The 24032-nt window shown below is 70.5% G+C and carries 20 protein-coding genes and 1 tRNA gene; 12 read left to right on the top strand and 9 right to left on the bottom strand.

The genetic code is table 11. The features are described 5' to 3' along the window. Positions 1-224 precede the first annotated feature (224 nt). The 3 genes from C2L59_RS19875 to C2L59_RS19865 all read left to right on the top strand — a co-directional run bounded on the left by C2L59_RS19875 (position 225) and on the right by C2L59_RS19865 (position 2879). Complete coding sequence (locus C2L59_RS19875; protein WP_103351002.1) at positions 225-998, top strand: hypothetical protein; 774 nt, start codon at positions 225-227, stop codon at positions 996-998. 468 nt (positions 999-1466) lie between these two features. Beyond that, positions 1467-2186 (top strand): MOSC domain-containing protein, encoded by a 720-nt coding sequence (locus C2L59_RS19870; protein WP_103351001.1) that lies wholly within the window; start codon positions 1467-1469, stop codon positions 2184-2186. Between the two features lie 54 nt (positions 2187-2240). Continuing rightward, the gene (locus tag C2L59_RS19865) at positions 2241-2879 is read left to right on the top strand and encodes a nicotinamide mononucleotide transporter family protein (RefSeq protein WP_103351000.1); all 639 of its coding nucleotides are present in this window, start codon (positions 2241-2243) and stop codon (positions 2877-2879) included. On the opposite strand, the gene C2L59_RS19860 is transcribed toward C2L59_RS19865, so the two are convergent. Then, positions 2860-4470, bottom strand: coding sequence for an L-lactate permease (locus C2L59_RS19860; protein ID WP_103350999.1), 1611 nt, complete (start codon positions 4468-4470; stop codon positions 2860-2862). The genes C2L59_RS19865 and C2L59_RS19860 overlap by 20 nt on opposite strands. Before the next feature lie 109 nt (positions 4471-4579). Then, the gene (locus C2L59_RS19855) at positions 4580-5179 is read right to left on the bottom strand and encodes a TetR/AcrR family transcriptional regulator (RefSeq protein WP_103350998.1); all 600 of its coding nucleotides are present in this window, start codon (positions 5177-5179) and stop codon (positions 4580-4582) included. An 80-nt stretch (positions 5180-5259) separates the two neighbouring features. Between C2L59_RS19855 and C2L59_RS19850 the strand changes: the two genes are divergently transcribed. Beyond that, positions 5260-6006: an SDR family NAD(P)-dependent oxidoreductase gene (locus tag C2L59_RS19850; protein ID WP_103350997.1), complete on the top strand. Its 747-nt coding sequence runs from the start codon at positions 5260-5262 to the stop codon at positions 6004-6006. Positions 6007-6015: 9 nt separating this feature from the next. Here C2L59_RS19850 and C2L59_RS19845 read toward each other — a convergent pair whose 3' ends face one another. Beyond that, positions 6016-7227, bottom strand: a complete 1212-nt coding sequence (locus tag C2L59_RS19845) for an alpha-hydroxy acid oxidase (protein ID WP_103351011.1) — start codon at positions 7225-7227, stop codon at positions 6016-6018. Positions 7228-7314: 87 nt separating this feature from the next. Next, a complete protein-coding gene (gene aceE, locus C2L59_RS19840) occupies positions 7315-10110 on the bottom strand; it encodes a pyruvate dehydrogenase (acetyl-transferring), homodimeric type (RefSeq protein WP_103350996.1) in 2796 nt (931 codons plus the stop codon). Between the two features lie 416 nt (positions 10111-10526). Between aceE and C2L59_RS19835 the strand changes: the two genes are divergently transcribed. The 4 genes from C2L59_RS19835 to C2L59_RS19820 all read left to right on the top strand — a co-directional run bounded on the left by C2L59_RS19835 (position 10527) and on the right by C2L59_RS19820 (position 12587). Then, positions 10527-10958, top strand: coding sequence for a DUF3052 domain-containing protein (locus C2L59_RS19835; RefSeq protein ID WP_003084504.1), 432 nt, complete (start codon positions 10527-10529; stop codon positions 10956-10958). A 72-nt stretch (positions 10959-11030) separates the two neighbouring features. Next, positions 11031-11492, top strand: a complete 462-nt coding sequence (locus C2L59_RS19830) for a peroxiredoxin (RefSeq protein WP_103350995.1) — start codon at positions 11031-11033, stop codon at positions 11490-11492. A gap of 43 nt (positions 11493-11535) precedes the next feature. Continuing rightward, positions 11536-11607 (top strand) — tRNA-Val (locus C2L59_RS19825). Between the two features lie 83 nt (positions 11608-11690). Further along, positions 11691-12587, top strand: coding sequence for a class I SAM-dependent methyltransferase (locus C2L59_RS19820; protein ID WP_103351010.1), 897 nt, complete (start codon positions 11691-11693; stop codon positions 12585-12587). A gap of 7 nt (positions 12588-12594) precedes the next feature. Here C2L59_RS19820 and C2L59_RS19815 read toward each other — a convergent pair whose 3' ends face one another. Continuing rightward, positions 12595-14040 (bottom strand): MFS transporter, encoded by a 1446-nt coding sequence (locus C2L59_RS19815; protein ID WP_103350994.1) that lies wholly within the window; start codon positions 14038-14040, stop codon positions 12595-12597. A gap of 265 nt (positions 14041-14305) precedes the next feature. Between C2L59_RS19815 and C2L59_RS19810 the strand changes: the two genes are divergently transcribed. Then, the gene (locus C2L59_RS19810) at positions 14306-15175 is read left to right on the top strand and encodes a hypothetical protein (protein WP_233223596.1); all 870 of its coding nucleotides are present in this window, start codon (positions 14306-14308) and stop codon (positions 15173-15175) included. A gap of 43 nt (positions 15176-15218) precedes the next feature. On the opposite strand, the gene C2L59_RS19805 is transcribed toward C2L59_RS19810, so the two are convergent. Continuing rightward, entirely contained in the window at positions 15219-15713 is a 495-nt protein-coding gene (locus C2L59_RS19805) for a carboxymuconolactone decarboxylase family protein (protein WP_199199160.1), read from the bottom strand. A gap of 125 nt (positions 15714-15838) precedes the next feature. Here C2L59_RS19805 and C2L59_RS19800 point away from each other — a divergent pair, with 125 nt between their 5' ends. Continuing rightward, complete coding sequence (locus C2L59_RS19800) at positions 15839-16303, top strand: MarR family winged helix-turn-helix transcriptional regulator (protein ID WP_103350991.1); 465 nt, start codon at positions 15839-15841, stop codon at positions 16301-16303. A gap of 14 nt (positions 16304-16317) precedes the next feature. On the opposite strand, the gene C2L59_RS19795 is transcribed toward C2L59_RS19800, so the two are convergent. Beyond that, a complete protein-coding gene (locus C2L59_RS19795) occupies positions 16318-20559 on the bottom strand; it encodes a hypothetical protein (protein WP_103350990.1) in 4242 nt (1413 codons plus the stop codon). A 185-nt stretch (positions 20560-20744) separates the two neighbouring features. On the opposite strand from C2L59_RS19795, the gene C2L59_RS47515 reads away from it, so the two are divergent. Further along, positions 20745-20918 (top strand): hypothetical protein, encoded by a 174-nt coding sequence (locus C2L59_RS47515; protein WP_158263094.1) that lies wholly within the window; start codon positions 20745-20747, stop codon positions 20916-20918. Positions 20919-20926: 8 nt separating this feature from the next. Here C2L59_RS47515 and C2L59_RS19790 read toward each other — a convergent pair whose 3' ends face one another. After that, positions 20927-21343 carry a cupin domain-containing protein gene (locus C2L59_RS19790; RefSeq protein ID WP_103350989.1) on the bottom strand — a complete coding sequence of 139 codons (417 nt, stop codon included), beginning with the start codon at positions 21341-21343 and terminating at the stop codon, positions 20927-20929. Positions 21344-21365: 22 nt separating this feature from the next. After that, positions 21366-22853 (bottom strand): AMP-binding protein, encoded by a 1488-nt coding sequence (locus C2L59_RS19785; RefSeq protein ID WP_103350988.1) that lies wholly within the window; start codon positions 22851-22853, stop codon positions 21366-21368. 31 nt (positions 22854-22884) lie between these two features. On the opposite strand from C2L59_RS19785, the gene C2L59_RS19780 reads away from it, so the two are divergent. After that, positions 22885-24021, top strand: coding sequence for an acyl-CoA dehydrogenase family protein (locus C2L59_RS19780; RefSeq protein ID WP_103350987.1), 1137 nt, complete (start codon positions 22885-22887; stop codon positions 24019-24021). Positions 24022-24032: the final 11 nt, after the last annotated feature.

Genomic DNA, 24032 nt, shown 5'->3' with positions numbered 1-24032 from the left:
CCGGGGGCCGGAACGTTGCGGCCCCGGTAATGCTCGAGGCCGCCCGGCGCTTGCGGTTTACGCTGCGCCGGACGGCCTCGTCTCCCCGGTCCCCACCGGTAGAACCAGTATGGCCACGAGTGATCTTCGCGCGCCAGTCGTCTCACTCGATCGTGGGGCGCACGAGTTGCCGCCCATGGGTACTTGATCGACGATCCGGTGCAAATGACGTGGAGGGAGTCGGTATGGGCGAGCAACTGAAGGACGGGCTCGGGCAGGCGTGGGCGATGGTGGCCACGTTCGTCCCGAAACTCGTGGGATTCCTGATCATCCTGCTGATCGGCTGGTTGATCGCGAAAGCCGTCTCGAAAGGGCTGGCTCTCGTGCTCGGGAAAGCCGGATTCGGGAAACTGGTCGAGCGCACCGGGCTGAGCGGAAAGATCGGCCAGCAGAAGATCGACGCGACCGGGATCCTCGTCAAATTGGTCTACTACTTCATTCTGCTGATCGCGCTGCAGCTGGCGTTCGGCGTGTTCGGGCCGACCAACCCGGTGAGCCAGCTGCTCAACGACATCATCGCGTTCCTGCCGCGGATCGTGGTGGCGCTGGTGCTCGTGGTGGTGGCCGCGGCCATCGCGAAGGTGGTGCGTGACGTGGTCGCGTCGGCGCTGTCCGGCCGCGGGGCGGCGCGCCCGCTGTCGCTGGGCGCCTACTGGCTGATCATGGCGTTCGGCATCATCGCGGCCCTCGGCCAGGTGAACATCGCAACGGCGATCACCGGCCCGATCCTGATCGCGGTCCTGGCCACGATCGGCGGCGTGATCGTGGTCGGCTTCGGCGGCGGCCTGATCAAGCCGGCCCAGGACCGCTGGCGCGGCTGGATGGCGAACATGGAGCAGCAGCTGGAGACCCCGGCCCAGCGCACGGGCGAAATGCCCACGGCGGCCCGCCCGCGCACGACGGTGGGGGCGGACAACACCCCGACCCCGCCGGCCGGCACCCCGCGCCCGCAGGTCTGAGCGGAGGGAGTGGCGCGGGCCCGGCGGTCGGGGAAGCCGCCGGGCCCGCGCCGCTCCGGTGCGGCAGGGGTCGGCGGGTCGAGGTCCGCGGGTGATCGCGGCCGGCCTTGGGCCGCGGCGGGAGCCGCAGCCTTGGCGGTGCGAGGGCGGTGGGGCTCGAGGTCTGCGGGAGATCGCGGCTGGCCTCGGGTCGCGGCGGGAGCCGCAGCCTCGGCGGCGCGAGGGCGGCGCGGCTCGAGGTCTGCGGGTGATCGCGGCCGGCCTTGGACCGCGGCGGGAGCCGCAGCCTCGGCGGCGCGAGGGCGGCGCGGCTCGAGGTCCGCGGGTGATCGCGGCCGGCCTCGGACCGCGCGGGCGCCTCGGCGGCTCCTGGAGCGCCGCGGCCACCAGGCGGGTCGGCTCTTCCGCAGCACCACCTGCCGCCGATCAGCGGGCCACCGAGCCTGCCCCGCGCACTACCCTGAGCCGATGGGGGTCGTGGCGGCGCTGTGGCGCTATCCCGTGAAGTCGATGGCGGGCGAACGGCTGGCCGAGGCGGTGCTCGGCGAGCGCGGCCTCGACGGCGATCGCCTCTACGCCGTCCGGGACTCCGACGGCCGGTTCGGCAGCGGCAAGAACTCCGACCGGTTCCGCCTGATGCCCGGCCTGCACACCTTCGCCGCCCGGTACGACCGCGACGTCCCGGTGGTCACCTTCCCGGACGGGAGCGTCATCCGCGGCGACGACCCCCAGGTGCACGCCGAACTCGCCGCCGCGCTGGCCTTCCCCGGCGTCGAGCTGGCCAAGGAAGGCGAACTCCCGCACCACGACGAAGCGCCCGTCCACCTGGTCACGACGTCGTCGCTGGCCTGGCTGGCCGAGCGCGCTCCCGGTGTCGCGCTCGACGAACGGCGGTTCCGGGCCAACGTCCTGCTCGACACCGGTCCCGCGCCCGAGCTCGCCGAAGAGGCGTGGGTCGGGGAGCGCGTCCGGGTCGGTGACGTCGAGCTGGAGGTCCTGCGCAAGGCCTTCCGGTGCGTGATGGTCGGCCTGCCGTGCGAGGAGCTCCCGGCCGCGCCCGGGCTGCTGAAGACGATCGGCGACACCGCCGGCATGACCTTCGGGGTGCAGGCCCGGGTCGTCCGCGGGGGCACGCTGCACCTGGGCGACGTCCAGTCCGTGGGATGTTCCGCCCCTCACAGTCCCTAGGGAATTCCCCTCGTCCGGAGCATGTTGGGAGCGGTACGACGAAAGGGGCGTGACGTGGACTTCCTGCTGCACCACGGGATCACCGTGCTCGGCCAGTGGATCTCGATCGCGGAGCTCGCCGGGCAGGTGTTCGCGCTGGCGGTCGTGTTCCTCGCCCAGCGTCGCACCCTGTGGACGTGGCCCGTGCAGGTCGGGGCCACCGTGCTGCTGTTCGCCGTCTACGTCTCCGCGCACCTCGGCGGGCTCGCCGCGCGGCAGGTCGCCATCCTCGCCATCTCCGTCTACGGCTGGTGGGCCTGGACGCGCCGCCAGGACCCGGTGTTCGGCGTCGTCGTGCGCAAGGGCCGGGTCGCCGAACGGCTGGCCATGCTCGGCGCCTTCGTCATCGGCACCACGGTGATGGCGCTGGTCCTCGACGCCCTTCACGCGTCCTGGGCGCCCTGGCCGGACGCCGCCATCTTCGTCGGCACCCTGGTCGCCTTCGGGGCGCAGGGCCTGGGGCTGGTCGAGTTCTGGCTGGTCTGGCTGGCCGTCGACGCGATCGGCGTGCCGCTGCAGATCTCGTCCGGGCTGTACTTCTCCGCCGCTATCTACATCGTCTTCGCCGGGCTCGTCGTGCACGGCTGGTGGAGCTGGAACCGCTCCGCCCAGCGCGTCGCCGCCCGCCCGGGGGTCACGGCAGCATCCAGCTGAGCGCCGCGGTGCTCTGGCCCCACACGATCAGGCACATCGCGAGCAGCAGCCCGACGCTCCACGGCAGCACCTTCCGCAGCAGTTTGCCTTCCTCGCCGGGCAGGTTCGCCGCCACGCAGGCGATGGTGAGGTTCTGCGGCGACACCATCTTGCCGAGGACGCCGCCGGAGCTGTTGGCCGCGGCCAGCAGGTCGGCCGGCAGGCCCGTCTGGTGCGCCGCGGTCACCTGCAGCGCGCCGAACAACGCGTTCGCCGAAGTGTCGGACCCGGACACGGCGACGCCGAACCAGCCCAGCACCGGCGACAGGAACGCCAGGCCCGCGCCCGCGGCGGCGATGAACGTGCCGATGGTGCTGGTCTGGCCGGACAGGTTCATCACGTAGGCCAGCGCGAGCACGCCGGTCACGGTGAGGATGGCGAACCGCAGTTCCTTGACCGTGGCCAGCCATTCCCGCGCGGTGTCCCCCGCCGAAACGGCCAGCAGCACCGCCGTGATCACGCCCGCCAGCAGCACCAGCGTCCCGCCGGTGTTGACCAGCGGCAGCGAAAAGGTGTTGCCGGACACCGGTTTCCCGTTCGGCCCGGCGACGTTCAGCCCGGGCCAGTGGAACTTCCAGGTCGCCTTGTCCAGCAGCTTCTTGACCGGGGGCAGCACGGCGATCGAGAAGATCACGATGATCAGCAGGTACGGCAGATACGCCTTGACGACGTCGTCCCGTGAGTCCTCCGGCGGCGTCTCGGCGGTCGCCGTCCCGCCGGTGCCGATCCGGACGGCCTCGGGCACCGGGCGCCGGGTCTGGGGGAGGGCGACCAGCGCGGCGGCGCCGGCGAGCGCCGCGCCGATGTCGGCCAGCTGCGGCGACACGTAGTTCGAGGCGAGGAACTGCACGACCCCGAACGCCACTCCGCAGACGAGGGCGGGCAGCCAGGTGTCCTTCAGGCCGCGCTTGCCGTCGACGATGATCACCAGCAGCAGCGGGACGACCAGCGCGAGCAGCGGCGTCTGCCGCCCGACGATCGACGACACCTCCTGCAGCGGCAGGCCGGTGACCTGGGCGAGGGTGACGACCGGGGTGCCCATGGCGCCGAACGCGACCGGCGCGGTGTTGGCGACCAGCGCGACGACGGCCGCCTTGACCGGGTGGAACCCGACGGCCACCAGCATCACGGCGCTGATCGCGACCGGCGCCCCGAACCCGGCGAGCGCCTCCATGAGCGCGCCGAAGCAGAAGGCGATGATCAGCGCCTGGATGCGCGGGTCGTCGGAGATTCGCCCGAACGAGCGGCGCAGGACGTCGAAGTGCCCGGTCCGCACGGTCAGCCGGTAGATCCACAGCGCGTTGACGACGATCCACATGATCGGCCACAACCCGAACGCGGCGCCCTGCAGCGCCCCGGAGACGGCCTGCACGACCGGCATCCCGTAGGCGGCGATCCCGACGACGAGGGCGACGAGCAGCCCGATGAGCGCGGCGTGGTGCGCCCGCATCCGGACGGCGCCGAGCAGGACGAGGACGGTGGCGAGCGGCAGCACGGCGACGAGCGCGGACAGGCCCAGCGAGCCGAGGGGAGTCAGATCCTGCGTGAACACGGGCGACCTCCGTTTCCACGATGCGAAAACGGCCTTTCGGCGGGTGCCCGAGATCTTCGTCACAAACCCGGCGGTCCGTCAAGAACTTGAGACCGGTTGGCCCAATGGGTCAGGACTTGACCGGCCGGGGCAGCACGGCGAGCGCGGTCTCGGCGATCGTCCGGATCTCCTCCGGCTCGACGCCGCCCTTGCCCAGTGCTTCGAGGCCCCGCAGCACGGCCAGCACGAGCCCGCCGAGGTGGGCCGGATCCGGGCCGGGGTCGATGTCGCCCGCGCGTTGCGCGCCCGCGATGCACGCCGTCAGATAGCCGTGCAGGTCGCGGAACACCCGCGCGGTCCGCGTGGCGACGACCTCGTCGTGCTCCGCACATTCGGCAGCGCCCTTCGCCATCAGGCAGCCGCGGCGCTCCCGGTCGGCGACGACCGACTCGGCGATCGCCCGCACGTGATCACGCAGCCGCGCGTGGGCCGTGTCGTCGGGACCTTCGAGCTGGTGCCGCACGCCGTCGGTCGATTCGGTGCAGTAGTAGTCGTAGACGCGCAGGTAGAGCGCGTGCTTGTCGCCGAAGGCGCCATACAGGCTGCCCTTGCCGAGGCCGGTCGCGGCGGCGAGGTCGTCGACCTTCGTGCCGGCGTAACCGTGTTCCCAGAACTGGTCCCTGGCCGCGCGCAGGACCGCTGCCTCGTCGAAGCTCCGGGGTCTCGCCATGGCTCCAGGCTACCCATTCTTGACTATCTAGTCCAGAACGGCGTACGTTCTGGACTAGATAGTCAAGAACTTGGAGGAGCATCGTGAACCTGGAGAACAAGACCGCGGTCGTGACCGGCGGTAGCACCGGCATCGGGCTGGCCATCGCGAAGCGGTTCGCGGCCGAAGGCGCGCACGTGTTCATCACCGGCCGCCGCAAGGAGGCCCTCGACGACGCGGTCGCCGAGATCAGGGGCGACGTGACGGCGGTGCGGGCGGATTCGGCGAACCTCGCCGACCTGGACGAGCTCTACCGCGCGGTGGCCGAGGGCGGCCGCGGCCTGGACGTCCTGGTGGCCAACTCCGGCGGCGGCAGCTTCGCCCCGCTCGGCGAGATCACCGAAGAGCAGTTCGACAGCACCTTCGCCACGAACGTCAAGGGTGTCGTCTTCGCCGTCCAGAAGGCGCTGCCGCTGCTGAACGCGAACGCCTCGATCATCCTCACCGGCTCGACGGCGTCGACCCGGGTCGACCCGGCCTTCAGCGTCTACGGGGCGACCAAGGCCGCGGTCCGCAACCTCGCCCGCGGCTGGGCGGTCGACCTGAAGGGGACCGGGACGCGGGTCAACGTCCTGGCCCCCGGGCCCACGCGCACCCCCGGCCTGCTCGGCCTCGTCGCCGAGGACGAGCGGCAGGGCCTGGTCGACAACCTCGCGGCACAGGTCCCGCTCGGCCGGGTGGGGGAACCGGCCGAAATCGCGGCCGCGGCACTGTTCCTGGCGTCGGCGGAGTCGAGCTTCGTCAACGGCGTCGAGTTCTTCGTCGACGGTGGTCTTGCGCAGGTCTGACCGCTCGGGCTAGCGGAGGGTGGCGTGGCTCGGTGTCAGGTCCTTCAGCGTCCGGACGCCGAGCAGCTGCATCGTGCGGACCATCTCGGTCCGCAGGATGTCGACGCAGCGCTGGACCCCGCGCTCGCCGCCGGCCATCAGGCCGTACAGGAACGCGCGGCCGACCAGGACCGCGTCGGCGCCGCGGGCGATCGCCGCCACGATGTCGCCGCCGGACAGGATGCCGGTGTCGATCCAGACCTCGGCGCCGCCCTGGAGCTCGTCCAGCACCGCCGGGAGGAGCTCCAGGGGCGTCGGGGCGCGGTCGAGCTGGCGGCCCCCGTGGTTCGAGATCAGGACCGCGTCCGCGCCGTGTTCCACGACGTCGCGGGCGTCGTCGACGTTCTGCACGCCCTTGACCACCAGCTTCCCCGGCCAGGTCTGGCGCACCCAGTCGAGGTCGTCGAAGTTCAGCGTCGGGTCGAAGAGCTTGTTCAGCAGCTCCGCGACCGTCCCGTCGAAGTGGCTGAGCGAGGCGAACTGCAGTGGCTCGGTGGTGAGCAGGTTGAACCACCACGCCGGGTGCGTCGCGCCGTCGAGGAACGTCTTGAGCGTGAGCGCCGGCGGGATGGTCAGGCCGTTGCGGACGTCGCGCAGGCGCGAGCCGCCGACGGGGGTGTCCACGGTCAGCATGAGCGTGTCGTAGCCCGCGGCCCACGCCCGATTCATCAGATCTTCGCCGGCGCCGTGGTCGCGCCAGACGTACAGCTGGAACCACTTGCGTGCGTTCGGCGCGGCCTCGGCGAGATCCTCGATCGACGTCGTCGCCATCGTCGACAGCCCGACCGGGATGCCGTTGCGCTCGGCGACGCGGGCCACCGCGCGCTCGCCTTCGTGCTGCATCATGCGGGTGAAACCGGTGGGCGCGAAGGCGAACGGCAGCGCCGACGTCCGGCCGAGGATTTCCCGGCTGGTGTCCACATCGGACACCCCGCGCAACACGTTCGGGTGGAATTCGACGCGCCGGTACGCCTGCCGGGCGCGACGCAGGCTGTCTTCGAGCTCGGCCGCGCCGTCGGTGTAGTCGAAGGCCGCCCGCGGGGTGCGCTTGCGCGCGATCGTCCGCAGGTCGGCGATGGTGTGCGCGTTCGCCAGCCGCCGGTCCGTCGGGTTCAGCACGATCGGCTTCGGCCGGAGGATCTGCTGCAGCTCACTCGGCTTCGGCAGCCGGCGCTTCGTCACCTTCATCAACTCCCTACGTGCAGCGGGACCCGGCAGACATCAGATGTCTGCCGGGTCCCGAACCTAGCATCATCAACTACCGCGGGGTCACGCGTTCCCGGAATCCGACGTCTGCGGCCCGGCGGCCGTGATGTCGTCGAGCCGGTACTTCGCGGCCGCGTCGAGGACCTTCGCCTGGTCGACCTCCCCGCGCTTGGCCAGGATCGACAGCGCCCCGACGGTGATCGACTCCGCGTCGACCAGGAACTTCCGCCGCGCCGCCGGCCGGGTGTCGGAGAAGCCGAATCCGTCGGTGCCCAGCGTCAGCATGTCGGTCGGGACGTACGGGCGGATCAGGTCCGGCACCGCGCGCATCCAGTCCGACACCGCCACGACCGGCCCGTTCGCCTCCGACAGCGCCTCGGTGACGTACGGCACGCGCGGCTCGCTGCCCGGGTAGAGCAGGTTGTCGTGGTCGATCTCGACGGCTTCGCGCCGCAGCTCGGTCCACGACGTCGCCGACCACACCGCGGCCCGCACGCCCCACTCCTCGGCCAGCATCCGCTGCGCCTTGAGCGCGTCCGGCATCGTGACGCCCGAGACCAGGATCTGCACCTCGGGACCGTCGCCCTCGGGAGCGTCGGCGTACTTGTACAGACCCTTCAGCAGGCCGTCGACGTCGAGGTTCTCCGGCTCGGCGGGCTGCTGGTACGGCTCGTTGTAGATCGTCATGTAGTAGAAGACGTTCTCGCCGTTGCCGTCCGGGCCGGTCTCGCCGTACATCCGGCGGAGGCCGTCCTTGACGATGTGCGCGATCTCGAACGACCACGCCGGGTCGTAGGCCACCGCGGCCGGGTTGGTCGCCGCCAGCAGCAGCGAGTGCCCGTCCGCGTGCTGCAGACCCTCACCCGTCAGGGTGGTCCGGCCGGCGGTGGCGCCGAGGACGAACCCGCGGGCCATCTGGTCGGCTGCCGCGTACAGGCCGTCACCCGTTCGCTGGAACCCGAACATCGAGTAGAAGATGTAGATCGGGATCATCGGCTCGCCGTGCGTGGCGTACGAGGTGCCGACGGCGGTGAACGACGCGGTCGAGCCCGCCTCGTTGATGCCCTCGTGCAGCAGCTGGCCCTTCTCGGACTCCTTGTAGGCCAGCATCAGGCTCGCGTCGACCGACGTGTAGGTCTGGCCGTGCGGGTTGTAGATCTTCGCCGTCGGGAACATCGAGTCGAGGCCGAAGGTGCGGGCCTCGTCCGGGATGATCGGGACGACGCGCTTGCCGATCTCGGAGTCCTTCGCCAGCTCGCGGACCAGCCGGACGAACGCCATCGTGGTGGCGACCTCCTGCTTGCCCGAGCCCTTCCGGATGCCCTCGTAGACCTTGTCGCCGGGCAGCACCAGGGCCTTCGCGGCCTTCGGGCGGCGCTCCGGCAGGAAGCCGCCGAGCGCCTTGCGGCGGCCGATCATGTACTCGATCTCGGGCGAGTTCGCGCCCGGGTGGTAGTACGGCGGCAGCTTCGGGTTGCGCTCGAGCTCCTCGTCGCTGATCGGGATCCGCTGCGAGTCGCGGAACAGCTTCAGGTCGTCGAGGGTGAGCTTCTTCATCTGGTGCGTGGCGTTGCGGCCTTCGAACGCCGGGCCCAGGCCGTAGCCCTTGATCGTGTGGGCCAGGATCACCGTCGGCTGGCCGTTGTGCTCCAGCGCCGACTTGTACGCCGCGTACACCTTCCGGTAGTCGTGGCCGCCGCGCTTGAGGTTCCAGATGTCGGCGTCGGAGAGGTCCTTGACCAGGTCCTTCGTCCGCGGGTCGCGGCCGAAGAAGTGCTCGCGGACGAAGGCGCCGTCGTTGGCCTTGTACGTCTGGTAGTCACCGTCCGGGGTGACGTTCATCAGGTTGACCAGTGCGCCGTCGCGGTCGGCGTGCAGCAGCGAGTCCCACTCGCGGCCCCAGATCACCTTGATGACGTTCCAGCCGGCGCCGCGGAAGTACGACTCCAGCTCCTGGATGATCTTGCCGTTGCCGCGCACCGGGCCGTCGAGCCGCTGCAGGTTGCAGTTGATCACGAAGGTCAGGTTGTCGAGGCCCTCGCCGGCCGCGACGTGCACCAGGCCGCGGGACTCGGCCTCGTCCATCTCGCCGTCGCCGAGGAACGCCCAGACGTGCTGGTCGTCGGTGTTCTTGATGCCGCGGTCGCGCAGGTAGCGGTTGAACCGGGCCTGGTAGATGGCGTTCATCGGGCCGAGGCCCATGGACACCGTCGGGTTCTCCCAGAAGTCCGGCATCAGCCGCGGGTGCGGGTACGACGGCAGGCCGCCGCCCTCACCCGCGTGGCTGAACTCCTGGCGGAAGCCGTCGAGCTGCGATTCGCTCAGCCGGCCTTCGAGGAACGCGCGGGCGTAGATGCCGGGGGAGGCGTGGCCCTGGATGTAGATCTGGTCGCCCCCGCCGGAGTGGTCCTTGCCGCGGAAGAAGTGGTTGAAGCCGACTTCGTAGAGCGCGGCCGAGGAGGCGTAGGTCGAGATGTGCCCGCCGACGCCGACGCCGGGGCGCTGCGCACGGTGCACCATGATCGCCGCGTTCCACCGGATGTAGGCCCGGTAGCGGCGCTCGATCTCCTCGTCGCCGGGGAACCACGGCTCGTTCTCGGTGGGGATGGTGTTGACGTAGTCCGTCGAGGTCAGCGCCGGGACACCGACGTTCCGCTCCCGGGCGCGCTCGAGGATGCGCAGCATCAGGTACCGGGCCCGCTGCTGCCCGCCCCTCGCGAGGGCCTCGTCGAAGGAGTCCAGCCACTCGGCGGTCTCCTCCGGGTCGATGTCGGGCAGGTGCGCCGCCAGTCCGTCACGGATGACGCGTACGCGTGCCGGGGTCTCCTTGCCGGAGGCGCCGTCGTTCTGCGGGGCCAAGGGGTCTCCTTGCGAAAAGTTGTAGCCGGTGGTGCTCGTACGCGGGGGTGTACGACTCTCCATCGTCGTCTTCCGTCCCGGCTTCCGCACCGCTACTTGGCGGTAACATCGACCGGCCCGGGCGAGCCACTCCCTGCGCGCGGTGTATCGCGCGCGCGGTTTTTCTCCCCCACCCTAGGGGACGGCACCCGAAGGGGTGGCAGAGCGGGGGCGGGAGGTACCCGAAACGCCGTCGCGGAAGGCTGGTCGCGGGCCGTATCCTGCGACACGAGTTGTCACAGATCCGGTGTGGACGGTTGCGCGCGGAGCTTCACCAGTGTTCGCTATCGGCAACCGGGTCGCCGAGTGTGGCGCCGCCATACCCTCCATGAGGGTGGGGGATGCCACACTCCGTCGTAGTTGGAGGAGTGAAAGCAGTGGTCGCCGCGGGAGACGCTGATCAGAGCAGCGTCGCCGAGAGGCTCGGCATCAAGCCCGAGATGGTGGTCCAGGAGATCGGCTGGGACGAGGACGTCGACGACGACGTCCGCGCGGCGATCGAGGAGCAGATCGGCGGGGACATCCTCGACGAGGACGCCGACGAGGTCATCGACGTGGTGCTGCTGTGGTGGCGCGAGGACGACGGCGACCTGGGCGACGCGCTCATCGACGCCCGGGGTCCCCTGGAGGAGACCGGCGTGATCTGGGTGCTGACCCCGAAGACGGGACAGCCAGGGCACGTCGAGCCGAGCGAAATCGCCGAAGCGGTGCCTGCCGTGGGTCTCGCCCAGACCGCCAACATCAGTGTCGGCCCGAACTGGATCGGCACCCGCCTGGTGTCGCCGAAGTCGAAGTCGAAGCAGCGCTGAGCCGTCCCGCCGGACGGACACGATAGGGTTGTCGTCGCAGGCACGTGTCCGTTCGGGAGAGGAAACGCTGGTATGACCGTCGAGGTCGGTTCTGAGGCCCCTGACTTCACGCTCAACGACTACAACAAGCAGCCGGTCCAGCTGTCGTCGTTCCGGGGTGACAAGCCGGTTCTGCTGGTCTTCTACCCCTTCGCGTTCAGCGGCATCTGCACGGGCGAGCTGTGCCAGCTCCGCGACGAGTTCGCGGACTACGACAACAAGGGCGTCCAGGTCCTGGGCGTCTCGGTCGACACGCCGTTTTCCCTGAAGGCGTGGGCCGACAAGGAGGGCTACCAGTTCCCGCTGCTGTCCGACTTCTGGCCGCACGGCGAGGTGGCCCAGGCGTACGGTGTCTTCAACGCCGACGCCGGCCTGGCGGTCCGCGGCACGTTCCTGATCGACCGGGACGGCGTGGTCCGGTTCGCCGAGGTCAACGCCCCGGGCGAGGCCCGCGACCAGCAGGGCTGGAAGAAGGCCGTGGCCGAACTGGCCTGAGTTCCCCCGGGCGGCGGTCCTGGTCCGAGGACCGCCGCCGCGAGGGCGCATAGCTCAGCGGAAGAGCACTCGGCTTACACCCGAGCGGTCGCAGGTTCGAACCCTGCTGCGCCCACCGCCCAGCCGCCCCCGGACGCTTCGGGGGCGGCTTTCGTAATGCGGTGGCTGGGCGCCGGTCGCGTCACTGACCTCCGCCGGGTGAGTCACGAAGATCCGCGTGCCTACCTGCTCGGGCTGGAGGGGCTCGCGTTGCTGCGGGCGTTCGCCGGGGAGTTCGGGCGTGACTTCGTGGCGGCGCGGATCACCGAGATCGGCCGGGTGCTCGCCGACGAGGCGCTGGCGGTTGCGGCCGTGGACGTCGAGCGGGTCGATCCGGTCACCGGGTACCGGCTGTGGTCGGCGACCTACGACCGGCCCAATCCGGCCTTCGACCTCGACGAGCCCGTGGTCGAGGAGATCGTCGGCGCGCTGCCCGTGGGGGTCGCGCTCGATGCCGCGTGCGGGACCGGTCGCTACGCCGGGCTCCTGGCCCGGCGCGGCCATCGCGTCATCGGGGTCGACGGCTCGCCCGACATGCTCGCCCGGGCGCGCACGCGAGTGCCCGGTGGCCGCTTCCTGCTCGGTGACCTGCACCGGCTGCCGGTCGCCGACTCCCGGGTCGAGCTGGTCGCCTGCGGTCTGGCGCTGACCCACGTCCCCGCGCTCGAGCCGGTACTGGCGGAGTTCGCCCGGGTGCTGCGGCCCGGCGGGCACCTGGTCATCGCCGACGTGCACCCCGAACGGGTGGCGCAGGGTGCGGTTCCGCCCGTGCGCACCGCCGACGGCCGGCCTGGCCGGCTGAGGAGCCACCGTCACCCGCTCGGGGACTACCTGCGTGCCGCACTGGCGGTGGGACTGCAGGTGCGCCGGTGCGAAGAACCCTTCCCGCCGGCCGGTGACGGGAGCGCCCCCGCGGCGCCCGCGGGCCCGATCGGGCCGGCAGGGCCGTCGGACCTGTGGCCGTGGAGCCTGGCCGGCCTGGTCCCCGAAGCGGCACGGGCCGTCGGCGCGCGGACCCCGGCGCTGGTCGTCTGGCACTTCCAGGCGGGCGGGTGACACCGCCTCACTCCGCCATGGCCGGCTCGGCCACGGCGACCCCGCTGCGTCGCATCGAGGTCACCAGCAGCGCCAGCCCAGCGAACAGCACCGCCGCGATCACCCCCGTCACGTGCAACGCCTCCGTGAACGCCGCCTTCGCCTGCTCCGCCACCCCCGCCCGGGTGACGTCGACCGCGAGCGTCGTGCCCGCCGGGAACCCCCCGCGGTACACCGCCGCCGCCGTCAGGCCGATCAAGGCCATGCCCAGCGAGCCGCCCAGGTAGTTGCCCGTGTCCGCCATCGAGGCCGCCGAGCCCGCGCGTTCCGGCGGGACCGAATCGACCACCAGGCCGATGCCCAGCGCGAACAGCGGGCCCGTGCCCAGGGTCAGCACCGTGATGCCCGCCACGACCGGGACCAGGCCGTCGGCCAAGGCCAGCAGGAGGCCGCCCGCCGCCGACAGCACCAGGCCGCCCGCGATGGCCGTCGGCGGGGTCACGAAGCGGGTCAACGCCGGTGCCGTCATCGTGCCCGCCGCCACGCCGAGGCCCATCGGGGCGAACAGCAGCGCCGAGAGCAGGGGCGAGTAGCCCAGGACGCTCTGCAGGTACTGCGTCACCAGCAGCCCGACCCCCGCCATCGCGACGCCGGCGAACACCAGCGCGACCAGCACCGCCGTGAACGGCCGGTTGCGGAACAGGCGCAGGTCCAGCAGCGGTGACGCCGTCGTCAGCTGGCGGCGGGCGAAGACCACGCCCAGCAGCGTCCCGGCCGCGATCGCCGCGACCGGCAGGAGCAGGGAGCCGGCCGCCAGCTGCTTGAGGCCGGACACGACCAGGAGCACCGCGGCCAGCGAGAGCGCGACGCCGGGGAGGTCCAGCCGCCCGGACGCCGGGGCGCGGAACTCGGGCAGCAGGAACGGGCCCGCCGCGAGCAGCACCACCACCGCCGGGACCGCGACCAGGAACACCGAGCCCCACGGGAAGTGCTGCAGGAGGAACCCGGCGAACACTGGCCCGGCCGCGCCGCCCGCGAACTGGCAGGTCGCCCAGATCGAGATGGCCCTCCCGCGCTGCCTGCCGTCCGGGAACATGTTCGTGATCAGGGCGAGCGTCGAGGGCATCAGCGTCGCCCCGGCGACCCCGAGGGCCCCGCGCACGACGATGAGCATCTCCGGGCTCGTCGAGAACGCGGCGACGATCGAGAGCGCGCCGAAGGCCCCGCCGCCCACGAGCAGCAACCGCCGCCGGCCGATCCGGTCGCCGAGCGTACCCATGGTGATGACGAACCCGGCGACGACGAAGCCGTAGCTGTCGGTGATCCACAGCTGTTCGGTGCCGCTCGCCCCGAGATCCGCGCTGAGCTGCGGCAACGCGAGGAACAACGACGTCATGTCCATCGCGACGAGCAGGGTGGGCAGCACCAGCACCGCCAGGCCCAGCCACTCCCGCCGTCCGGCCGGCTTCTCCATGTCCGCTCCTTCTCCGTGGTCGGTTTGCCAGGGGGTCGGAGCCGGAGCGGGGGACCGGACACGGGCCAGGAAACATTCTTCAGGTGGCCGGGGCGTGTCCCGCTGACCGGGAACTTTTGTCAAATTCCCGCAGGGGAAGGGGGGAGTTCTTGTGCGATAACCAAAAAACCTCACCCGGACGTAACAGGTGATCGATTCCGGCCGACACGCAGAGCGGCAAGTGACCAACTCACCTGAGGGGGAACCTGTGAAGGGTTCAGGGTTTTTGAAGCGAGCCGCGGCCGTCGTCGCGGTGCCGGTGCTGGCCGTGCTCGTGGGGGCCGTGCCGGCGCAGGCGCAGCCGGTGGCCGCCGGATCGCTGTCGTTCAGCGGGGACGAGGGGGACTACATCAGCGGGGGAGGTTCCTACGCCTACTCGGTGGCGGCGAAGGACCGGCTCACCGTCAACGCGTCGGAGGACCACAACCACCTCTCCGTCAGCGTCAGCGGGTTCAACAGCGACTGGTGGGACCTCGACCTGGCCGCACCCAGCGGCACGGGCCTGACCGCCGGCACCTACGACGGCGCGACCCGGTGGCCGTTCCAGGGGGCGGGCGCACCGGGGCTGAGCCTGGGCGGGAACGGCCGGGGGTGCAACACCCTGACCGGCACGTTCACCGTCCAGAACGTCGTCTTCGGGCCGCACGGCTACGTCCAGACGCTCGACGCCACCTTCGAGCAGCACTGCGAAGGCGGCGCGACGGCCGCGCGCGGTGAGGTGCACATCGCGAACCCGCCGGCGCCGGCGGAGCTGGCGATCGGGCTCAAGGTGGCCACCGACGGCACCGCGAGCACGCTCAACGGCAACGCCTACCTGCACGGCACCGTCGAGTGCACCGCCGCCGCTCCGGTCACCCTGAGCGGGACCACGACGCAGGTCAAGCACAACGTCATCATCCGCGGCAACTATTCGACGCGGGTGGCCTGCACGCCGGGCGCGCCGGTGCCGTGGCAGGCGACCGCGGTGCCCGCGGGCACCACGCCGTTCCAGAAGGGCAAGGCGGAGGTCGTCACCCAGGCGACCGCGCTCGACCCGACCTACAACACCAACGTCTCGGTCGACGACACCACCGTCGTCACGCTGGTGAAGGGCTGATCCCCCCGCCGTGGGGCCGCCGCGACGGGCGGCCCCACGGCTTTCAGGCCGCGTGCCAGGCGTGGCCGGCGAAGGCGTCGTCGACCGGCGCCCCGGTGAGCCGGTTCGCGTACGTCGACAGCGTGTACGTCCCGATGCCCAGCACCACCTCCAGCGCGTTCCGGGCCGTGTAGCCGGCGTCGGTGAACGCCGCCAGCGCGCCGGCCGGGACGTCGCCCGTGGTGTCCATGACCGCGTGGACGAAGGCGCGCAACGCCTCCAGCCGCGGGTCCGGCAGGGGCGACTCAGCCCGCAGCGCGGCGACCAGTTCCGGCGAGGCGGACAGGCCGTGCAGCGTCGCCGTGTGCATCGCCACGCAGAGGTGGCAGCGGTTGCGCGCGGCCACCGTCATCACGAGCACCTCGCGGTCGAGCGCCGGCAGCGTCGTGGCCTCGAAGACGGCGCTGAGCTTGAGGAAACCGTTCAGCAGCTCCGGGGACGTCGCCAGCCGGGCGACGGCGGCCGGGACGCGGCCGAACTTCTTCGCGGTGGCCGCCATCGCGGGGCGCGCGGCCGGGGGTGCAGACTCCGGGGTGTGATCGGGGAACAAGACGTCTCCAGACGTAGGATCGACAATGTGGTTGTCGAAACCGTAAACCTGGTTGTCGATTTTGGCAAGGGCACATGAGCGACACACCCGGCTACGAGCTGCCCTTCCTGCTCTTCGGCGGCTTCCGCACGCTCATCGACCGCCTGCACGCCGAGCTCGCCCGCCGCGGTCACCCCGACGTCCGCCCGTCGTACGGCTTCGCGATGCAGGCCGTCGGCGTCCAGGGCGCGACGGCGTCGGAGATCGGCCGCCGCCTGGGGGTTTCGAAGCAGGCGGCGGGCAAGTCCGTCGAACGGCTGGAGGCGCTCGGGTACGTCGAGCGCGCCGACGACCCGGCCGACGCCCGCCGCAAGATCGTCCGCCTCACCCAGCACGGCGTCGACGCGCTCGCGAAGTCGGCGGAGATCTTCGACGAGCTGCGCGCGGAGTGGGCGCGCACGGTGGGGGCGGAGCGGATTGCCGCGCTGGAGAACGACTTGCGCGCGGTCGTGGGCCCGGCGGCGTACCGGCTGGACGCGGCGGGCTGGTTCTCGAGCTGATGTTCGTTACGGGATCATTCGCTCGTGCGGGGGACCAGTGGCAGTAATCGCTGCAGTTCGTCCTCGAGGTCGGAAAACTCGAAGTGATAGCCGAGGGTTGTCAGTCGTGTGGCAGCCTCGCGAACCGGCGTGGCGGCGCGAATGGCGCTTCTGAGCAAGTCGGACATGCTAAGCGGTTTCCGTAAATCGAGCATATCAGTGAATGTATACTTATTGATATTGAGTAAATCAAGTTCCTGGGCGGAGAGCTTTCGGATCTCTGGTACGACGTAACCCAGGGTCTGGAGGCAGGCTGCCACTCGTGCTGCCTCGGTGTGTTCATCTGTTGCATGCTTCAAGATGAGCGGGAGTGGAACTTCACGTTGTTCATGCGCTGCGGGCGGGGGTAGGCTCGGTGGAATCAAGGAACTGTCGATATCTGAGATTTCCGGGAAATCATCCGCGATGAGCTCGAACTTTGCCAGACATTGAGCAACCTCTGTGGCAGCGTAGCCGGATATCTCCACTGTCTCGGCGAACTCGCGTAGATCCATCGATTCTGCGCTACCGTGCAGTCGAACCGCTTGCAGGATCTCTCGATCTCTCGTATCGGGAACTGGTATGAGGCGTGCATTCTCGTGAACTTCGAAGCCCATGGATTCGAGCCGGTCGGTACACTCCTGCGGTGTCAGGTCCACGGTCAGTAAAGTGCGAATAAACGCGGCTGCCCCTACTTGATCAGACTGCGGGTATGACTCGGGTATCAGGGATATGTCTGTCGGAGTCAGTCGCTCAGGAGGTTCTTTGTCGGTGTGGACGCCAAAGCGCGCCAATGCTTGAATGAGATCTCCTGGTTGGCAACCCGCCCTCAATGACTCGCGAACAATTTGAATTGATCGTGGTCTGTATCCATAATCGTTCACTTCCTTCATTGCTTTCTGTAGGGGGGCTGGAAGTGCGTCGAAGTCGGCCAAGGTCACGTCGAAGTCGGGAACGTCCAGGCCCAGTCGGCGCAACCGGTTCGCGGCATCCTGTGGCTTCAGTCCGGTTGCCCGGGCGGCCAAAAGCACATAGAGCGCGGGGACTGGTTGTCCATCGCGCAGGTGGTACCTTTCTCTCCGGGAGGGGTACGTGTGAAAATTGCTGATCAGTCTTACGTCTGTGCCGTCGGCGCGGCCCGGCGGGGCAAAATGCGGTTGCTCAAGGCCGAGGTCGGCAACGCGCTGGGCGACCCGTGCCATGGACATGTCCAGTCGAGCACTCGCTATCACCAGCTGGGTAAGCAAGTCAGTTCGATCGCCTTTCTGCGATTTCCGGGCGGAATCGAGTGCTGATTCGATCAACATCACGTCGGCGGAGTCGATGTTGGCCGGTGGTGGCAAGCGTTCGCATGCCGCCGTCGAAAAGCCCAGCTCGGCCAATCGTCGCATGGCGTTGAGTGGGCTGATCCCCAGGCGGGAAGCCGCGAGCCACACCCACGGTGGGGAAACCTCTGCTCGACGTGTGCCATCGGGTTGTTCGGACCGCACTAGCTCGATCAGCAAGTCGTCCGAAGGGAGTGCCGGAAGCAAGGGTTGGCTGGTGGGGTCTTCGGTGCCTTCCGGATTCAGTGCCAGCAACCGCCACAACAGGAGGTGCGGTGCTACCTTGTCTGTGAACGGCCAGTCGCTTTCATTTTGCAGGCTCCTCGTGTACTCCAGCTTGGAGTCAGATGCGATGATTCCCGCCACGTCTGCGGTAACGTCGTACTGACCGATCTTCTCCGGCATGCCTTCGGCGATCGCCGCGCGGGCGACGACATCGGCGATTCCCATGTTGTTCTTCGCGATATCCAGTGTCCACTGGCGGCCGAGGAGGGAACCCGGCCGCCGGAGTTCCGCGGTGGCCTCGTCCAGCAGTACTTCCGCCTTTGCGGATACATCCTGGAGCATCGACATCCGGTCGACGCTGAGCCGGGGCGAGTATCGACCGGTCAGGTTGATCACCGCGCCGCGCGGGTCGCTATGATCCCCCTGCGGCGTAAGCACTCCGCGTTGGTTCTCGCACCGCACATAGATGCCGTCGACGAGCAAGGCGCCACCGTGCTCGCACCAGACGACCTGCCCGTTCTCGGACGGCGCCCCGTGCTGCAGCCGCCCGTACGCCTCGATGCTGTCCCCTCGTGCTGGGTGTCGGCGGCGCGGTTCGAACTGGAACGGACGCCACAGCTCCGGTTCCTCTTCCCCGTACTGAGCCGTCGTTTCGAACTCGGCGATTCCAAGGAGCGCCCGCAAAGTCGCCACACAAGATGGCGCGTTCGCGCCGTCCCGCAGGTGCAGCTTGACCTCCGTGCCCTCCCCGCGGCCGTCGTCATCGGGGCCGGTGAGCGTCTCGACGCGGAACAAGTGTCCCGGCCCGGCGATCACCACCTTCACCAGCGGCAACCGCTCGCCGCCCGGGTTCATCCGGCGGGTCGTCACCTCGATGCGGTCGGCGAGCATGAAGTAGCTCATCACCCCGATTCCGAATCGGCTGTTCGGGTAGACGTGGATGCCCTCCGCCTCCCAGCGGGCACGCTCCACCGCGAAGTCGCGCCGGTCCGCGAACCGGATACCCGCCTGGGAAAACACCTCGCGCAGCTCGGCCTCGCCCATTCCGACGCCGTTGTCCCGGCAGCTGAGGAAGTGCTGGCCGGCCTCTTCCCACTGGCGGAACTCGATCTTGCCGGGCCACGGCCAGTCGCGGGGCCCGCCGCTCTTCACGACGAGGTAGCGGCGCCACGCCTGGCTGTACCGGCAGGCGTCGAGCGCGTTCTGGTACAACTCGCGGATGGCCAGCGACCGGTCGCGGTAGAGCTGCTCGCCCATCAGCAGCTCGCGCACCCGGGTCTCGTCGAGCCGGAACTTCGTGGTCGGGACCACGAACTCGGGTTGGCCATCCGCCCTTGTCGCCGGGGTGACGTCTTCGTCCGACGCTCGTTCCGGCAACGCCAGCAGTGGTGCCACCGCCGTCTCGCGCGCGGCAGCCTCGCGCGCCGTGCGAAGCACCTCCGACATACGCGTCACGTGCTCGGTGAGCACTTCGTACACCGCTTCGTGGCGGCACTCGGCGTCCAGCCGCAGGGCCGTCGGGGTGCGTACCCAGCTGCTCGCGCGCAGCGTGCGGCGGAGGTCCGCCAGCTCCACCTGGTGGTCGATGCCCAAGTGCTCGACGAGCGTGCTCGACAGCGAACCCGGCTCGATGGCCATCGTGTGAGCGAGGCCCAGGACGAGGGCCACGAGCCGGACACGCAGCCGCCGGCCGCCGGGCCACTCCTCCGCCGGGTCGCGCAGGCGCCAGTCCTTGAGTTCCCCGGGGGACAGGCGGAACACCGGCAGGAGGTGCTTGAGCTGCTGTTCCAGCGCCGCGGCCTGCGGCGACTCCAGCCCCAGCGCGACGGCCGGGGGCTGGCCGGACGCGCTCTGGTCGAGCCACCGGTGGAACAACCACCAGCAGATCGCCCGGCGATCGGGGTCGTCCGCGGCCGGGATGTGGTGCGCCCGCTCGACCAAGCGCTGTTGCTGATCGCCGCTGCGGAAGAGTTCGAAGTCTGGCTCAGCTTCGCGGTCGGGGTTGCGTTCGAGCCGCATCGGATCGACCGCCGAGTGCGCTTCGGCGGCGATCTGCGCCCACCGGGTGTGGTAGAGCAGCGGCGCGACCGTGAGCAGGAACGCCTCCACCGCGGAGAACTCGGGCAGGTCACCGGCGAGGTACCCGACGAGCTCACCCACTCGCTGAACCGTCCGCTCCGGCAGCTCTTCGTCGAGCCACGGGTCGTCGGCAAGCGTCGCTTCCACGGCTTTGCGCCGCTCACCCTCCAGCTGCCGCAGGGCGGCCAGGGCGTGGCTCCGCAACTCCGCCGAGTCGTCGTCGGGCCAGATCTTCGCCGTGCGGAGGACCTCTTCCCACCGCGAGCCGTTTTCGGCGGGGGACGGACGCCGCCCGTCGCGCTCCCGCGCCTCCGCCAGCCACGTCGGCCAGCTTCCTTCGCTGACGCCCTTCATCAGCTCCGGATCACCCGGCTCGATCAGCGGACGGCGGGCGGCCGCCGCCTCCTGCATGATCCCCACCAGGACTTTCAGGCCCTGCTCGGAAGGCACGTGGTCGCCGCGCAGCCAGTCGCCGATGCTCCGGTCGTTGAGCGGCCGGGTTCCGGGAGTGACGAACTTCTTCGACCGTTCGGCGATCTTCACGTTGGTGAGGCCGGAAAGCTCCTTGAGCGCGAGGAGCTGCTCCACCAGCTTGCTGTGCTTCGCCATGAATCGCCTCCGGTCGGGCCGCACGTCGGTCGGTACCGGATCGGTACGTCGGTTCGTGGGCGTCGACCAGGGTAAAGCCGCCTTCGTCCGCCCATTCGAGCTGACCGGTTTCCGGCTGGTCGATTCGATCTGCGGGATGGCCGGGACACCCCGGTCATCACCAAGGAATCGAGCGGGAGACGAAGATGGTTACCGGAATCTTGGCGGTGCTGGGTGCGATCGTCCTGCTGCTGCAGGCGGCCGCGCGGCTGCCGGCCGCCGTGGCGCTGTTCGTGCGGGCGTGGATCCCCGTCGTCCGGGCCCTGCGTGCCCTCCGCGACGAGTGGCGCCGCAACGGCCCGAAGCGCGACGAGCGATGACTGCCGAGCTAGAAGCCGCAGCCCGGGTCGGGCGCGTCCTCCGACAGAGGGCTGCCCGCCGGGAGCACGTACACGACCTCCAGCACCAGCGGCGTCGACCCCAGGTTGCGGCCGATGTGCACCTGGTCGGGCTTCTCCGTGAACGCACGCCCGGTGCCGAAGACGCCGTCCAGGCTGCAGTCGGCCAGGTTGTGCGTCAACGTCCCCGCCTTCACGTACGCGTAGAGCGTGCCGTCGTGGAAGTGCCAGCCGGTGTAGCCGCCGGGCTGGATGGTGATCTCCCGCAGCGTGTAGTCGGTGTGGCCGATCGTCCGCTGGGCCAGGATCGTGCCGGTGACGCCGCTGCCGGACGTCGCGGACGCGGTGGCCGGCAGCAGGACCGCGGCGAGCGCGGTGGCGGCGAGCACGGTGAGCGGTTTGCGCATCGGTGTTCCCCCTCGAAGACCGTCAGGGCTGGCGCAGGGTGCGCCGCACCATCTTGCCCGATTCCGTGCGCGGCAGGCGATCGGTGAAGTCGAACCGCTTCGGCGTCTTGAACCCGGCCAGCGCGGCCCGGCAGTGCTCGGCCAAGCGCGCGGCCAGGGCGTCGTCCGGGGGCACGCCGTCGACCGGCTCGACGACGGCGACGACCCGCTGCCCCCACTCCTCGTCCGGCTCGCCGATCACCGCCGCGTCCGCGACGTCCGGGTGCGTGAGCAGCCGCGCCTCGATTTCGGCCGGGTAGACGTTGACGCCGCCGGAAAGGATCAGGTCGGTCCGGCGGTCGAGCAGGAAGACCCGCCCTTCGGCGTCGCGGTAGCCGAAGTCGCCGACGGTGAGGTACTCCCCGGAGCGGGCGGCCGCGGTCTTCTCCGGGTCGCCGAGGTAGTCGAGCGCGGTGTGCGCGGAGCTGAAGTAGATCGTGCCCGGCTCGCCCTCGGGCACCTCGGCGCCGTCGTCGTCGAGGATCTTCAGCCGCACGCCGGTCAGGGGCCGGCCCACGGTCCCCGGCGCCGCCGACCACCCGGCCGCGGTGACGCCGCAGATCAGCCCTTCCGAGGCGCCGTAGTACTCGTGCACCACCGGGCCGAGCCAGCCGATCATCCGCGCCTTCACCTCAGGCGGGCAGGGCGCCGCGCCGTGGATGACGCTGGAGAGGCTCGACGTGTCGTACCGCGCGCGGACCTCTTCGGGCAGCCGCAGCATCCGGTGGAACATGGTCGGCACGAGGTGGGTGCTCGTGACGCGGTGCCGCTCGACGAGCCGCAGCGTTTCCTCGGCGTCGAAGCGGTCCATCAGCACCGCGCTGTGCCCGAGGTGCATCGCGTTGACGGCGAACGAGCCGGGCGCGGCGTGGTAGAGCGGGCAGGCCACCAGGTGCACGCCCGGGCCGGGCCGGACGCCGAACATCGCCAGGAGATCGCGGTGGATCGGGTGCAGCGACGGCGGTTGCCTGCTCAGCGCGCGCCGGACGCCCTTGGGTCGCCCGGTGGTGCCCGACGTGTAGAGCATCGTCTGGCCCGCGGTCCGCGGCTCGGGTGGCGTCGACGGCTCGTCCTCGCCCCAGCTCGCGTAGTCGCCCCACCCCTCGGCGGGGCCGACCGAAAACCGGGGCACGCCGACATCGCAGGTGCGGGCGATGTCCGCGTCCGCGACGACGACCCGGGCGCCGCTGTTCGCGACCACGTAGGCGATCTCGGCCGGCGAAGACCGGTAGTTGACCGGGGTGAAGTACATCCCGGCCTGCAGCGTGGCGAACAGCAGCTCGAAGTAGGGGAGTCCATTGTGGACGACGGCGACGACGCCGTCGCCCGGGCCGAGCCCGAGCCGGTGCAGCGCGTGCGTCAGCCGGTTCGCCCGCCGGGCCAGCTCGCCGAACGTCGCCGCGGTGCCGTCCGGCGCCCGCACCGCCAGGCGGTCCGGGTCCTGCTCGGCGACGTCGAAGAAGGTGCTCACCCGCCGCACGCTACCGGGTAGCGTGCGACGCATGGACGCGGACGTTTTCGGGCAGGTCCTCGGTGCGGTGCGGGATTTCGTGCGCAAGGAGGTCGTGCCGCGTGAGGCGGAGATCGACGAGCGCGACGAGATCCCCGCGGAGATCCGGGACAAGGCCGCCGAGCTCGGCCTGTTCGGCTGGGCGCTGCCGGAGGAGTACGGCGGGCTGGGCCTGGCGATGGCCGAAGACGTCCGGCTGGCCATCGAGCTCGGCTGGACGACGCCCGCCTTCCGGTCGCTGTTCGGCACCAACAACGGCATCGCCGGCCAGGCGATCGTGCACTACGGGACGCCGGAGCAGCGCACCCGCTGGCTGCCCCGGCTGGCCGCGGGCCGGTCGATCGCCTCCTTCGCGCTCACCGAAGCCGAGGCGGGCTCGGACCCGGGCGGCCTGACCAGCCGCGCGGTCCGCGACGGCGACGGCTACCGGCTGTCGGGCACCAAGCGGTTCATCACCAACGCGCCGCTGGCGGAGGTGTTCGTCGCGTTCGCCCGCACCGGCCCGGAAAGCACCGGCAGCCGCGGCGTTTCGGCGTTCCTCGTCCCGGCGGCCGCGCCCGGCGTCACGGTCGGCCCGCACGACGCCAAGATGGGCCAGGCCGGCGCGTGGACGTCGGAGGTGGTCTTCGACGACGTCGAGCTGCCGGCCGGCACGCTCGTCGGCGAGGAGGGCAAGGGCTTCGGCATCGCGATGGCGTCGCTCGCCCGCGGCCGCCTGCACATCGCGGCGCTGTGCGTCGGCATGGCCGAGCGGGCGCTCGCCGAAGCGGTCGAGTACGCGCGGACGGCCCGCCAGGGCGGCCGGGTGATCGGCGAGTACCAGCTGGTGCAGGCCCTGCTGGCGGAGTCGCACGCCGAGCTCGCGGCCGGCCGGGCGATGGTGCACGAAGCCGCGGCGAAGTACGACTCGGGCGAGGACCGCAAGCTGGGGCCGTCGTCGGCGAAGCTGTTCTGCACCGAGATGCTCGGGCGGGTCGCGGACCGCGCGGTGCAGGTCCACGGCGGGGCGGGGTACGTCCGCGGGGTGACGGTCGAGCGGATCTACCGCGACGCGCGGCTGTTCCGGATCTACGAAGGCACCAGCGAAATCCAGAAGCTCGTGATCGCGCGGCAGCTGCTCAAGGACTGAACTTGCGCTGG

It is taken from the genome of Amycolatopsis sp. CA-128772, from assembly GCF_002904295.1.
GTDB lineage: Bacteria > Actinomycetota > Actinomycetes > Mycobacteriales > Pseudonocardiaceae > Amycolatopsis.
This window is presented reverse-complemented; position numbering and strand designations above follow the sequence as displayed.